General features: G+C 69.9%; 13 protein-coding genes and 1 pseudogene. 7 read left to right on the forward strand and 7 right to left on the reverse strand.

The window, feature by feature from the left end; genetic code table 11:
- Nucleotides 1–17: 17 nt before the first annotated feature.
- From OG2516_RS02890 to OG2516_RS02905, 4 genes are all read right to left on the reverse strand, one after another.
- Complete coding sequence (locus OG2516_RS02890; RefSeq protein ID WP_007254110.1) at nt 18–443, reverse strand: DUF5333 domain-containing protein; 426 nt, start codon at nt 441–443, stop codon at nt 18–20.
- A 143-nt stretch (nt 444–586) separates the two neighbouring features.
- The gene (locus OG2516_RS02895; RefSeq protein WP_007254111.1) at nt 587–1,048 is read right to left on the reverse strand and encodes a DUF3291 domain-containing protein; all 462 of its coding nucleotides are present in this window, start codon (nt 1,046–1,048) and stop codon (nt 587–589) included.
- A gap of 30 nt (nt 1,049–1,078) precedes the next feature.
- Nucleotides 1,079–2,926, reverse strand: coding sequence for a glycoside hydrolase family 15 protein (locus OG2516_RS02900; protein WP_007254112.1), 1,848 nt, complete (start codon nt 2,924–2,926; stop codon nt 1,079–1,081).
- Nucleotides 2,927–2,993: 67 nt separating this feature from the next.
- The gene (locus OG2516_RS02905; protein ID WP_007254113.1) at nt 2,994–3,425 is read right to left on the reverse strand and encodes a hypothetical protein; all 432 of its coding nucleotides are present in this window, start codon (nt 3,423–3,425) and stop codon (nt 2,994–2,996) included.
- A 125-nt stretch (nt 3,426–3,550) separates the two neighbouring features.
- On the opposite strand from OG2516_RS02905, the gene OG2516_RS02910 reads away from it, so the two are divergent.
- Complete coding sequence (locus OG2516_RS02910) at nt 3,551–3,982, forward strand: GNAT family N-acetyltransferase (protein WP_007254114.1); 432 nt, start codon at nt 3,551–3,553, stop codon at nt 3,980–3,982.
- Nucleotides 3,983–4,076: 94 nt separating this feature from the next.
- Here the strand turns inward: OG2516_RS02910 and nuoF are convergent, their stop codons facing one another.
- Complete coding sequence (nuoF, locus tag OG2516_RS02915) at nt 4,077–5,363, reverse strand: NADH-quinone oxidoreductase subunit NuoF (protein ID WP_007254115.1); 1,287 nt, start codon at nt 5,361–5,363, stop codon at nt 4,077–4,079.
- Between the two features lie 24 nt (nt 5,364–5,387).
- Complete coding sequence (locus OG2516_RS02920; RefSeq protein WP_007254116.1) at nt 5,388–5,603, reverse strand: DUF5337 family protein; 216 nt, start codon at nt 5,601–5,603, stop codon at nt 5,388–5,390.
- A 252-nt stretch (nt 5,604–5,855) separates the two neighbouring features.
- On the opposite strand from OG2516_RS02920, the gene OG2516_RS02925 reads away from it, so the two are divergent.
- The 6 genes from OG2516_RS02925 (at nt 5,856) to grxD (ending at nt 11,639) form a co-directional block, all read left to right on the forward strand.
- The gene (locus OG2516_RS02925; protein ID WP_040615398.1) at nt 5,856–6,761 is read left to right on the forward strand and encodes a LysR family transcriptional regulator; all 906 of its coding nucleotides are present in this window, start codon (nt 5,856–5,858) and stop codon (nt 6,759–6,761) included.
- 375 nt (nt 6,762–7,136) lie between these two features.
- A complete protein-coding gene (locus tag OG2516_RS20165) occupies nt 7,137–8,051 on the forward strand; it encodes a hypothetical protein (protein ID WP_192808350.1) in 915 nt (304 codons plus the stop codon).
- Between the two features lie 96 nt (nt 8,052–8,147).
- Complete coding sequence (gene purL, locus OG2516_RS02935) at nt 8,148–10,307, forward strand: phosphoribosylformylglycinamidine synthase subunit PurL (RefSeq protein ID WP_007254119.1); 2,160 nt, start codon at nt 8,148–8,150, stop codon at nt 10,305–10,307.
- Between the two features lie 2 nt (nt 10,308–10,309).
- Nucleotides 10,310–10,942, forward strand: coding sequence for a CatA-like O-acetyltransferase (locus tag OG2516_RS02940; RefSeq protein WP_007254120.1), 633 nt, complete (start codon nt 10,310–10,312; stop codon nt 10,940–10,942).
- Between the two features lie 67 nt (nt 10,943–11,009).
- Nucleotides 11,010–11,246 carry a BolA family protein gene (locus tag OG2516_RS02945; protein ID WP_007254121.1) on the forward strand — a complete coding sequence of 79 codons (237 nt, stop codon included), beginning with the start codon at nt 11,010–11,012 and terminating at the stop codon, nt 11,244–11,246.
- Nucleotides 11,247–11,270: 24 nt separating this feature from the next.
- Nucleotides 11,271–11,639 carry a Grx4 family monothiol glutaredoxin gene (gene grxD, locus OG2516_RS02950; protein ID WP_007254122.1) on the forward strand — a complete coding sequence of 123 codons (369 nt, stop codon included), beginning with the start codon at nt 11,271–11,273 and terminating at the stop codon, nt 11,637–11,639.
- 5 nt (nt 11,640–11,644) lie between these two features.
- Here the strand turns inward: grxD and OG2516_RS20915 are convergent.
- Nucleotides 11,645–11,728, reverse strand: a pseudogene (locus OG2516_RS20915) (Grx4 family monothiol glutaredoxin); the annotation flags it as partial.
- Between the last annotated feature and the right edge of the window lie 75 nt (nt 11,729–11,803).

An 11,803-nucleotide genomic window follows, 5' to 3' on the forward strand; every position in this document is an offset into this window, starting at 1 on the left:
GAAGCCCGGCCTACGGGTCATCGCGCGACGCGAGCCTTGCGCAACAGCCGCCCGATCGCGCTGTCGCGGTTGATCTCGCCCCGGCCGACGGCGCAGTAGGTCTCGCCCTGCCCCTCGACCGCGCCCATTGACGCCAGGCGCGCCCGCGCCTCGGCCTCGAGCCGGTTCTTCTCGGCCTTGTCGTCGACGAAGCTGTCGATCTCGTCGTTGCTGTAGCCCAGCTCGCGAGCGTGGGCGCGCAGCGACTCGAGGTAGGCGAGGCCGCGCAGGACGCGGGGCTGCAGGTCGTCGCACTTGTCGGAGATCTCGACCGCGATTCCCGTGGCGATCAGGCCCTCGCGGATCGCGGGCACCTGGCCGATCGGGTTGTCGGCGCGGCTGGGGCCGGCGCTGAGGGCGGCGATGCCGATGGGCAGCGCGAGCAGAAGCAGGGCACGGGTCATTATACTGTCACCTCGTCGTTTGTTGTTATCGGTCGCAGACCGTCCGCTCGACAAATCGGGGCCGTCCCTCGCGTTATGCAATAACCGCGGGGCCGATAGCGCATGACAAACCTGCGAGGCGCGCCGGATCGGCGGCAGGGTGCTCAGCCGTCGGCGCGGACGCGCAGATAGGACCAGCCGAACGCCGCCGGGCTGTCGCCCTCGGCGCGGCGCTGCGCGAGGCGCTCGAGCGCCTCCCCGAGGTCGGGCCGGTGGCCGGCGGGGACCCACCACATCACGAGGTGGCGCTCGCCGAGCACCTCGAACCACTCCTGCCGGCGGTCGTAGAAGCGGCGGTGGACCGTGTTCCAGACGAAGTGGCTCAGCGCCTCGGCGCTCTCCCAGACGGTCAGGTTGCTGACGTAGCGCGGATCGCCCTCGAGCTTGGTCCCGGTGTTGCCCGTCCCGGGCGTGCCCGAGCCTTCCATCATCCACACGAAGCCCGGCATCCGCCGCGCGATCCCGTTGACCCTATCGAGCGCGCCCATGAATTCGGCGACGCACGGATCGTCGGTGTCGGCCACCAGCCGCCCCACGTTCAGCTCCGCCAGGTGTCGCTGCGCCATCGCCCTGCCCCCTCGGGGCGAGCCTAGCCGCTAGAGGCGCGGCCCGTCGAGCGCGCGGTCGAGGTAGAAGGCGGCCGAGATCAGCGCCATGTGGGTGAAGGCCTGGGGAAAGTTGCCGAGCTGCTGGCCCGCCGGGCCGGTCTCCTCGGCGAACAGGCCGAGGTGGTTGGCAAAGGCGGCCATCTTGTCGAACAGGAACCGGGCCCGCTCGAGGTCGCCCGAGCGCGCAACGCACTCGACGTACCAGAAGGAGCACATGTTGAAGGTCCCCTCGACGCCGTCGAGCCCGTCGTCGGAGACGTCGGCGCTGTAGCGGTAGACGAGCGTGTCGTTGGTCAGCCGCTCGCCGACCTGCTCGAGGGTGGAGAGCCAGCGCGGGTCGGTCGGGCTGATGAAGCGCACCATCGGCATCAGCAGGCAGGCGGCGTCGAGCGCCTCGCCGCGGCGGGACTGGGTGAAGGCGCCGATCTCGTCGTTCCAGAAGTTGTCGTGGATGTCGTGGTGTATCGCGTCGCGCGCGGCGCGCCAGCGCTCCTCGTCGGCGGGCAGCGAGCGCTTGCGCGCCAGCCGCAGCGCACGGTCGAGGGCGACCCAGCACATCAGCCGCGAATGGAGGTGGTGGCGCTGGTCGCGGCGGATTTCCCAGATGCCCTCGTCTGGGCTCTCCCAATGTTCGGCGACCCAGTCGATGATCCGCCGCACGCCGTTCCACGCCTCCCACGACAACAGGTTGCCCTGGCTGTCGTTGAGGTAGATCGCGTCCATCAGTTCGCCGTAGATGTCGAGCTGGCACTGGCCCTGCGCGTCGTTGCCCACCCGCACCGGCGTCGAGTCGGCGTAGCCCTCCAGGTGGTCAAGGGTGATCTCGTCGGGCGCGGAATCGCCGCCCAGGCCGAACAGCACCGGCAGCTGGCCGTCCTCGCTGCCGCTGACCCGCTCGCCGAGCCAGGTGAGAAAATGCTCGGCCTCGGCCGCGAAGCCGAGGCGGAGGAAGGCGTAGGAGGAGAAGGCGGCGTCGCGCAGCCAGACGTAGCGGTAGTCCCAGTTGCGCCCGCCGCCGGGCGTCTCGGGCAGGCCGAAGGTGGGCGCGGCGATCATCGCGCCGGTCTCGATGCAGGTGAGCAGCTTGAGCGTGATGGCCGAGCGGTAGACGAGATCGCGCCAGCGGCCCTCGTAGGTCGAGCCGGCCGCCCAGTTGCGCCACCAGTCCGAGGTCGCCTTGAAGGCGTCGCTGATCCACGCGTCGTCGATGCCGTCGTCGTCGCAGGTGCAGTCCTCGAGCACGAACCACGCCGATTCGCCGGCCTCCAGAGTAAAGTGCGCCACCGCGCCGCCCTCCTCCAGCGACAGCTCGATGTTGGAGCGCAGCCGCACCCGGGTGCCGTCGTCGCCCGTGGAGGTGAGCTGGACGCACTCCTCCCCCGCCTCGACCTCGCAGCCCGCGCGGCCGTAGTCGAAGCCCGGCAGACAGCGCATCCGGAACTCGACCCGTCCGCGCACCGCCTTCGCCCGGCGCACCAGCCGGGGCGCGCTGCCGGGATGGGCCATGAAGTCCGACACCTCGGCGACGCCGCACTCGGCGAAGAAGCGGGTGAACAGGATCGCGGTATCGGTGAGGTAGATCTGGCGCCCCTGCCCGTCGATCTCGGGGCGCAGCTCGAAGCTGCCGCCCTTCTCGCCGAGCAACGAGGCGAACAGGCTGGGGCTGTCGAAGCGCGGCCAGCAGCAGAAGTCGATCGTGCCCTCGCGCGACACCAGCGCCGCGGTGCCGCCGTCGCCGATCAGCCCGTGGTCCTCGATCGCCGGCGGCGGCGGGGGCGGATCGCCCTGCTTGTGCTCCTGCCGGTCCTCGGCCTTGCCCGTCTCGCTCTCCGCCATGCGCCGCCGCTCCGCTCGTTGTCACTTGTTCGGCAGACCTAGCCCGCGCGGGCGGGCGGGAAACGGGTCAGGGCGTGAGACCGTCCGCCCCGGCCGTGGCGCCCGCCGGCGGCGGGAGCGCCACCGGGACCGGCGGCGGCGCCGGGCGCGCGCAGGGGCCGGTGATGACGAAGACTCCAGTCGCGTTGCGCTCGACGCGCTCGCCCTCCCACTCCGCCGGCACGTAGGGCGCGCCGCCCCGGCAGAACGACAGGTAGGCGCGGATCGCCGTCTCGCGGTCGGGGGTGGCGAGCTGCACCTCGTAGCCGCCGAAGGGGCGCGGCGCGGCCAGCGCGGAGAAGAACCGCCCGTCGACCTCGACCAGCAGCGATTCCGGCGTGGCGGGAGCGGCGGGCGCGGAGGCGGCGGCGGCTGGCAGGGCCATCGCGGCCGGAAGCTCCGGCATGCCCTCGCACCCGGCCAACAGCAGCGCGCCCGCGCAGATCACGACCTGTCTCATCCCGTCTCCCTCCCCCGGCATGAACCCTTGTTAGCCCGGACGGCTGCCCCGAGACAGAGATTCGTCGTTGACTGCGCCGCCCGCTCCGCTAGCCCTGCCCTCCGCCGCCCGAGGAGGAGCCGACCATGCCGCTGCACATCACCGCCGCCACCGACCCCGCCGACATCGCGCTCTGCCGTGCCCTGCGCCACGAGGTGTTCGTGGAGGAACAGGGCGTGTCGATCGAGGACGAGGACGATGGCGAAGACCACCTGTGCCGCCACGTCCTCGCCCGGCTCGACGGCCGGCCCGTCGGCACCGCGCGCTTCCGCTACAAGGACGGCGCGGCGAAGGTGCAGCGGGTCTGCGTCGCCCGGGCGGCGCGCGGGCGCGGGATCGGGGCCGACCTGATCCGCCACGTCAGCGCCGTCGCCGCCGAGGAGGGCGAGGTCGCCCGCGTCCGGCTCGGGGCGCAGACCCACGCGCTCGACTTCTACCGCCGTCTCGGCTTCGAGGTGGTGAGCGAGGAATACGACGACGCGGGGATCCCGCATCGCGACATGGAGCTGGCGCTCTAGAGGAGAGGTGGCGCGGGGGGCTTTCCGCCCCCCTCTTGGCCCCGGTGGGGCCAATTCACCCCCCGAGGATATTTCGAGGACAGAGGGGGCGCCGTCACTCGGCGGCGATGGGGCCGCGCTTGTGCTTGATGCGGTCCTCGATCTCGTCGCGGAAGTTCCTGATCAGGCCCTGGATCGGCCAGGCGGCGGCGTCGCCGAGAGCGCAGATCGTGTGGCCCTCGACCTGCTTGGTGACGTCGAACAGCATGTCGATCTCCTCGACGGCGGCGTCGCCGCGCACGAGGCGGTCCATCACGCGCATCATCCAGCCGGTGCCCTCGCGGCAGGGCGTGCACTGGCCGCAGCTCTCGTGCTTGTAGAACTTCGACAGCCGCCAGATCGCCTTGATGATGTCGGTGGACTTGTCCATCACGATCACCGCCGCGGTGCCGAGGCCGGAGCCAAGCTCGCCGCGCAGGTAGTCGAAATCCATGATCGCGTCGCGCATGTTCTCGCCGCGCACGCACGGCACCGACGAGCCGCCCGGGATCACCGCGAGCAGGTTGTCCCAGCCGCCGCGGATGCCGCCGCAATGCTTGTCGATCAGCTCCTCGAAGGAGATCGACATCGCCTCCTCGACGACGCAGGGCTGGTTGACGTGGCCGGAGACGGCGAAGAGCTTGGTGCCGGCGTTGTTGGGCCGGCCGAAGCCCGCGAACCACTCGGCGCCGCGGCGCAGGATGGTCGGCACGACGGCGATCGACTCGACGTTGTTCACGGTGGTCGGGCAGCCGTAGAGGCCGGCGCCGGCCGGGAACGGCGGCTTCATGCGCGGCATCCCCTTCTTGCCCTCGAGGCTCTCGAGCAGGGCCGTCTCCTCGCCGCAGATGTAGGCGCCGGCGCCGTGGTGCAGGTAGAGGTCGAAATCCCAGCCCGAGCCGGCGGCGTTGCGCCCCAGCAGGCCGGCGTCGTAGGCCTCGTCGATGGCCGCCTGCAGCGCCTCGCGCTCGCGGATGTATTCGCCGCGGATGTAGATGTAGCAGGCGTGCGCGTTCATTGCGAAGGAGGCGATCAGGCAGCCCTCGATCAGGGTGTGCGGATCATGGCGCATGATCTCGCGGTCCTTGCAGGTGCCGGGCTCGGATTCGTCGGCGTTGACCACCAGGTAGGCGGGGCGGCCGTCGCTCTCCTTGGGCATGAAGGACCACTTGAGCCCGGTCGGGAAGCCGGCGCCGCCGCGGCCGCGCAGGCCGGAGCCCTTCATCTCCTCGATGATCCACTCGCGCCCCTTGCCGATCAGGCCGGCGGTGCCGTCCCAGTGGCCGCGCTTCTTCGCGCCGGCGAGGGTACGGTCGTGCATGCCGTAGAGGTTGGTGAAGATACGGTCCTGATCCTTCAGCATCTTTCTCTCCTAAACGGCCGGGAGCTAGCGATCGCGGGTCTTTTGCCAGATACGCGCGGTGACAACCAGTGCCCAAATGAACGCAGCCAGCGACACCAGGTAGAGCAGGATCTCGACGCGCGGCGCGAGGCCGAGCGCGCGCACGATCACCGGCGCGAGGATCGCCAGCAGGCCGCCCGCCGAGATGGCGATGGCCGCCTGCCTGCCCTGCCGGGCGGTGGACTCGTCGTGTCCGCTCATCTGCGCATCCCTTCTCGACGTCGCGCCCGCCATACAGCCTGCCGGCGGACCGACAAAGGGCAAAACGGCGGCATCTTCCGCCGGAAATGCGCAATCGGAGGGCGACGCGGCGTGATTTGCGCGTCATCTTCTCCGTGCCGTCGCACATATGTCTAAAAAGGGTGCCATAGGGTTTGGCATGAGCGGGCACTATGCGCTAAGGGGTACGCTTTCCGCGATCCGGCGGACGGCACGAACGGACATGCGAGCATGATGGACTGGGACAAGCTGAGGATTTTTCACGCGGTGGCCGATGCCGGCAGCCTCACCGCCGCGGGCGACACGCTGCATCTGAGCCAGTCGGCCGTCTCCCGCCAGATCCGCGCGCTCGAGGAGAGCCTCAACACCACCCTCTTCCACCGCCACGCCCGCGGCCTGATCCTGACCGAGCAGGGCGAACTGCTGTTCGACGCGACGCGCTCCATGAACAAGCGGCTCGAGGCCGCGGCCGCGCGTATCCGCGACAGCGAGGAGGAGGTGTTCGGGGAGCTGAAGGTGACGACCACCATCGGCTTCGGCACGCTCTGGCTCGCGCCGAGGCTGGTGAAGCTCTACGAGAAGTTTCCCGACCTGAAGATCGACCTGATGCTCGAGGAGCGGGTGCTCGACCTGCCCATGCGCGAGGCCGACGTGGCGATCCGCATGAAGGAGCCGAGCCAGGCCGACCTGATCCGCAAGCGGCTGATGTCGGTCCACATGCGCCTCTACGCCTCGGCCGACTACCTGGAGGGCCGCGCGCCGATCAACGAGATGGACGACCTGCGCGAGCACCGGCTCGTCTGCCAGAATCCCGGCAGCGCGCAGGTGAGCGCGTCCGCGTCGCTGACCCAGAGCCTGCTGAGCCACGACCTGCACTCGCTGCTTACGGTCAACAACTATTTCGGCGTGCTGCAGGCGGTGAACAATCATCTCGGCGTCGGCGTGCTGCCGAACTACGTGGTGGAGGACTTTCCGAACCTCGTCCGGGTCCTGCCGGAGGTCGAGAGCGCCGAGGTGCCCGTATTCCTCGCTTACCCCGAGGAATTGCGGCAGTCGAAGCGGATCGCGGCGTTCCGCGACTTCGTGCAGGAGGAGATCATCGCGCACCGCTCGAAATTGCGCAGTTCGCTCGTCGCCTGACGTCATCCGACGTTGAGGCATGAGCGCAACGCATGGCGGCTTTGACGCTACGCTGCAGCAATTGAACTTGATCGTTCAGAAACTGCCCACTAATTAGTCCGTATGGAGACGGAAACGTCTTCATACCTCCCTGTTGGACTTCGCCGGGCCAGTTTGGCCCGGCTTTTTTTGTTCTCGAGTCCGCCACAGGCGGCACTCGACCCGAAGAAGCGCGTCCTGCCTACAACCTGTGGACGATCCTCCGCAAGGCGCAGCACTGTAGCCCATACATCCATAACGCGAACTGCGGGGGATTTGAGCAGTTGCCTTCGTGAGGTCGCCGCCCGTAGCCCCCCTGCTTCGGGACTTGCGGCGGCCCTAATGGAGGACTTGCCCATGAGAACTCTCAGAACCACCACGGCCCTCACGATCACGCTGATGTTGCTCGGCACGGCTGCGCAGGCGGACCTGACGGCGACGGCGAACGTGCGGCTGGGCGGCGACGCCCTGGTCGATGCGGACGTGGACGTCGACAAGAACAACCACAACATCGCCGAAGCCGACGCCAACGTGCTCAACCGGAACGGGACGACCAACGCCCGCGCCCGGCTCGGCGGCTCGTCCGACAACGGCGGCTCGGGCGGTGGCTCCGGTGGCTCGGGTGGTGGGTCCGGAGGCGGCTCCGGCGGCTCGGGCGGTGGGTCCGGTGGCTCGGGTGGGTCCGGAGGCGGCTCCGGTGGCTCGGGCGGATCCGGCGGCAGCGGTTCCGGCGGGTCGGGCGGCGGTTCCGGCGGCTCCGGGGGCGGCGGCTCGAGCAGCGGCGGCGGCAGCGGCTCGGGTGGCGGCAGCGGCTCCGGGGGCGGCGGCGGTGGCAGCAGTGCCGGCAGCGGCGGCGGCAACGACAGCGCCGGCAACAACGGCAACCGCAACCGCAACCGGAACAACGGCAACCGCAACCGCAGCGCGGTGCGCTCCGAGAGCGACCGCGGCTCCGACCGCCACGACGCCCAGCGGCGGGCCCAGACCCGCGCCTTCCTCGAGAGCGGCGGGCAGGCCGCCACCGGGGCGGATCAAGGAGTCAATCTCCAGGCGATCCTCGGCCAGCGCGTCTACTCGGCCGATTCGTACTTCGTCGGCGAGGTCGCGCGGATCGACGGGTCGCGCGGCGACACGGTGGCCTTGCGCGTCCACCTGAACGGTGCGCTCGGCGTGAACCGCTCGCAGGCGGTGGTCGAGGTGTGGCCGAGCCAGATCCGGCCCGACGGCGTCTGGCTCCACATGTCCGCGGACGCGCTGCGCAGCTACTTCTAGGCGACGTCCGCACCCCTGTCGCAGGGCGGCCTCAGCAGGTCGCCCTGCGGCATCTGGCAGCTTTAACCCCCCGCGGGGCTCGGCTAAAGAGCCGCCATGCAAGAGCCTGCCATTTCCGACGACCTCATCGCCTCGCACGGGCTCAAGCCCGACGAATATGCCGAAATCCTGCGCCTGCTGAACCGCGAGCCGACCTTCACCGAGCTCGGCATCTTCTCGGCGATGTGGAACGAGCATTGCTCCTACAAATCCTCCAAACGCTGGCTGCGCACGCTGCCGACCGAGGGGCCGCAGGTCATCTGCGGGCCGGGCGAGAACGCGGGCGTCGTCGATATCGGCGACGGGCAGGCCGTGGTCTTCAAGATGGAGAGCCACAATCACCCCTCCTATATCGAGCCCTACCAGGGCGCGGCGACGGGGGTCGGCGGCATCCTGCGCGACGTGTTCACCATGGGCGCGCGGCCGATCGCGGCGATGAACTCGCTGTCGTTCGGCGAGCCGGCCCATCCCAAGACGCGCCAGCTCGTGCACGGCGTCGTCGAGGGCGTCGGGGGCTACGGCAACTGCTTCGGGGTGCCGACCATCGGCGGCGAGGTGCGCTTCCATCGCGCCTACAACGGCAACTGCCTCGTCAACGCCTTCGCCGCGGGCCTCGCCGATGCCGACAAGATCTTCTACTCCGCCGCCTCGGGCGTCGGCCGCCCGGTCGTCTATCTCGGCGCCAAGACCGGCCGCGACGGCGTCGGCGGCGCGACGATGGCCTCGGCCGAGTTCGATGACACCATCGAGGAGAAGCGCCCGACGGTGCAGGTCGGCGACCCGTTCACCGAGAAGCGGCTGATGGAGGCGACCCTCGAGCTGATGCAGACCGGCGCGGTGATCTCGATCCAGGACATGGGCGCGGCGGGGCTGACCTGCTCGGCGGTCGAGATGGGCGACAAGGGCAACCTCGGCGTGCGCCTCGACCTCGAGCGCGTGCCGGTGCGCGAAGAGAACATGACCGCCTACGAGATGATGCTGTCGGAGAGCCAGGAGCGGATGCTCATGGTGCTCGACCCGGCCAAGGAGGCCGAGGCCAAGGCGGTGTTCGACAAGTGGGACCTCGACTTCGCCGTCGTCGGCGAGACGATCGACGAGGACCGCTTCCTCGTGATGCTCAACGGCGAGGTGAAGGCCGACCTGCCGCTCAAGGCGCTCTCGGGCACCGCGCCCGAGTACGACCGCCCGTGGGAGCCGACGCCGGCCGTGACGGACGAGATCGAGCTGCCCGGCATCGACCCGATCGACGGCCTCAAGGCGCTGATCTGTTCGCCCAACTACGCCGCCAAGTCCTGGGTCTACGAACAGTACGACCACATGGTCATGGCCGACACCTTGCGCGCGCCGGGCCTCGGCGCCGGGATCGTGCGCGTGCACGGCACCGACAAGGCGCTGGCCTTCACCTCCGACGTCACGCCGCGCTACGTGAAGGCCAACCCCACCGAGGGCGGCAAGCAGGCCGTGGCGGAGGCCTACCGCAATCTCACCGCCGTTGGCGCCCTGCCCCTCGCGACGACCGACAACCTGAACTTCGGCAACCCGGAGAAGCCCGAGATCATGGGCCAGTTCGTCGGCGCGATCAAAGGCATCGGCGAAGCCTGCGCGGCGCTCGACATGCCGATCGTGTCGGGCAACGTGTCGCTCTACAACGAGACCGACGGCCAGGGCATCCTGCCGACGCCCACCATCGGCGCGGTCGGGCTGATCAAGGACAGCAAGGACACGATCAACGGCACCGCCCGCGAGGGCCACGTGCTGCTGTTGGTCGGCGAGACCCGGGGCCATCTCGGGCAGTCCGCCCTGCTCGCCGAGGTGTTCGGCCGCGAGGACGGCGACGCGCCGCCGGTCGATCTCGACGCGGAGAAGCGCCACGGCGACTTCATCCGCGACAACCTCGCCTGGATCCCGGTCTGCACCGACCTCTCCGACGGCGGCCTCGCGCTCGCCGCATTCGAGCTCGCCGAGGCCGGCGGCGTGGGCGTGGTGCTCGACGTGGCCGATACGCCGACGCTGTTCGGCGAGGACCAGGCGCGCTACCTGATCGCCTGCAATTTCGACGCCGCCGAGGCGCTGATGATCGCCGCCGGCAAGGCCGGGGTGCCGCTCGCCACGGTGGGGCGGTTCACCGGGCAGAAGGTCCGGATCGGCGGCTCCGTGGCGCCGCTCGATGAGTTGGCGCGGATCTACCGGACCAGCTTCGCCGACACGGTCGCCTGAGGATGGCGGGGCGCGAGATCGACCTGGCGCGCTGGGAGCGGGCGGAGCAGTTCCGCTTCTTCCGCGGCTTCGAGCGGCCGCATTACGCGATCACCGCCCGCGTCGACGTCAGCACGCTGATGGGGCTGAAGCCGCTGGTCGGGCTGTCGCCGTTCCGCACGCTGATACACGCCGTCGGCGCCGGGCTGCACGCCGTCCCGGCCCTGCGCACCCGCTTCCGGGGCGAGCGCGTCACCGAATACGACCGGCTCACCCTGTCGCCGACGATCCCGCTGGAGAACGGCGACTTCCGCTACACCTACCTCGCCTGGCAGCCCGACCGCGCCGCCTTCGACAGCCACGCCGCGGCGAAGATCGCCGAGATCCGCGCCGGCGCGCCGCTCAACGCCAACGACGGCAGCCTCGAGGATGTGGCCTACCTGTCGTGCCTGCCCTGGCTCGATTACAGCGCGCTCGACAACGCCCTGCCCCACGCCGACGACTGCATTCCGCGCGTGTCGTGGGGCAAGATCGTGCCCCGGGGCGACGGGCACGACGTCGCGATGACGCTGCAGGTCCATCACGCGCTGGTCGACGGGCGGCAGGTCGGGCGGTTCTTCGAGGCCACCGCCGACGCGCTCGCCAGCCTCTCCTGACACCCCCGGCGCGGCCTTGAAGGCCCTCGCGCCGCCGCCTACGTTGAGCACCGAAAGGACGCCGCCCATGCCGATCACCGCGCACGAGATCGAGACCCTGCTCCGCGAGAGCTTCCCCGACGCCGAGATCAGCGTCGAGGGCGACGACGGGGCCCACTTCGCCGCGCAGGTCGTGGACGAGAGCTTCCGCGGCCTCAACCGCGTCCAGCAACAACGCGCCGTCTACGCCGCCCTGAAGGGCAAGATGGACGGCAGCAACGGCGAGCTGCACGCGCTCGCCCTCACCACCCGCGCGCCCGCCTGACGGCGCCGATCCAAGGAACAGCCGATGACCACCGCCACCGCCGAAGACCAGATCCGCGACACCGTGACCAGCAACGACGTCGTGCTGTTCATGAAGGGCACGAAGACCATGCCGCAATGCGGCTTCTCCAGCCGCGTGGCCGGGGTGCTGAACTACATGGGGATCGACTACGCCGACGTGAACGTGCTGGCCGACGACGCGATCCGCCAGGGGATCAAGGACTATTCCGACTGGCCGACAATCCCGCAGCTCTACGTGAAGGGCGAGTTCATCGGCGGCTGCGACATCATCACCGAGATGACCCTCTCGGGCGAGCTCGACCAGCTCTTCGAGGCGAAGGGCGTCGCGTTCGACAAGGATGCCGCCGACAAGATCCGCGAAGCCAACGGCTGAGGCCGGCTGGCGCCGCGGGGCCTGTCGGCGGCATCCTTGTCGAACGCGACGCCCTTCGCCTCGAAGAGCTGGTCGAGCTCGCCCGAGAGGCGCCGCGAACAGCTCCATCGACGGCATCCGCACCACGCGGGTGCCGATCCCCTCGGCCTGCAGCAGGTCGCGCG

The sequence above is a fragment of the Oceanicola granulosus HTCC2516 genome (assembly GCF_000153305.1).
In the GTDB taxonomy this organism is placed as follows: domain Bacteria; phylum Pseudomonadota; class Alphaproteobacteria; order Rhodobacterales; family Rhodobacteraceae; genus Oceanicola; species Oceanicola granulosus.

What these genes read in the sequence shown, in the direction of transcription:
- OG2516_RS02890 (WP_007254110.1), bottom strand. Translation starts at nt 443, where the DNA reads ATGACCCGTGCCCTGCTTCTGCTCGCGCTGCCCATCGGCATCGCCGCC.
- OG2516_RS02895 (WP_007254111.1), bottom strand. Translation starts at nt 1,048, where the DNA reads ATGGCGCAGCGACACCTGGCGGAGCTGAACGTGGGGCGGCTGGTGGCC.
- OG2516_RS02900 (WP_007254112.1), bottom strand. Translation starts at nt 2,926, where the DNA reads ATGGCGGAGAGCGAGACGGGCAAGGCCGAGGACCGGCAGGAGCACAAG.
- OG2516_RS02905 (WP_007254113.1), bottom strand. Translation starts at nt 3,425, where the DNA reads ATGAGACAGGTCGTGATCTGCGCGGGCGCGCTGCTGTTGGCCGGGTGC.
- OG2516_RS02910 (WP_007254114.1), top strand. Translation starts at nt 3,551, where the DNA reads ATGCCGCTGCACATCACCGCCGCCACCGACCCCGCCGACATCGCGCTC.
- nuoF (WP_007254115.1), bottom strand. Translation starts at nt 5,363, where the DNA reads ATGCTGAAGGATCAGGACCGTATCTTCACCAACCTCTACGGCATGCAC.
- OG2516_RS02920 (WP_007254116.1), bottom strand. Translation starts at nt 5,603, where the DNA reads ATGAGCGGACACGACGAGTCCACCGCCCGGCAGGGCAGGCAGGCGGCC.
- OG2516_RS02925 (WP_040615398.1), top strand. Translation starts at nt 5,856, where the DNA reads ATGGACTGGGACAAGCTGAGGATTTTTCACGCGGTGGCCGATGCCGGC.
- OG2516_RS20165 (WP_192808350.1), top strand. Translation starts at nt 7,137, where the DNA reads ATGAGAACTCTCAGAACCACCACGGCCCTCACGATCACGCTGATGTTG.
- purL (WP_007254119.1), top strand. Translation starts at nt 8,148, where the DNA reads ATGCAAGAGCCTGCCATTTCCGACGACCTCATCGCCTCGCACGGGCTC.
- OG2516_RS02940 (WP_007254120.1), top strand. Translation starts at nt 10,310, where the DNA reads ATGGCGGGGCGCGAGATCGACCTGGCGCGCTGGGAGCGGGCGGAGCAG.
- OG2516_RS02945 (WP_007254121.1), top strand. Translation starts at nt 11,010, where the DNA reads ATGCCGATCACCGCGCACGAGATCGAGACCCTGCTCCGCGAGAGCTTC.
- grxD (WP_007254122.1), top strand. Translation starts at nt 11,271, where the DNA reads ATGACCACCGCCACCGCCGAAGACCAGATCCGCGACACCGTGACCAGC.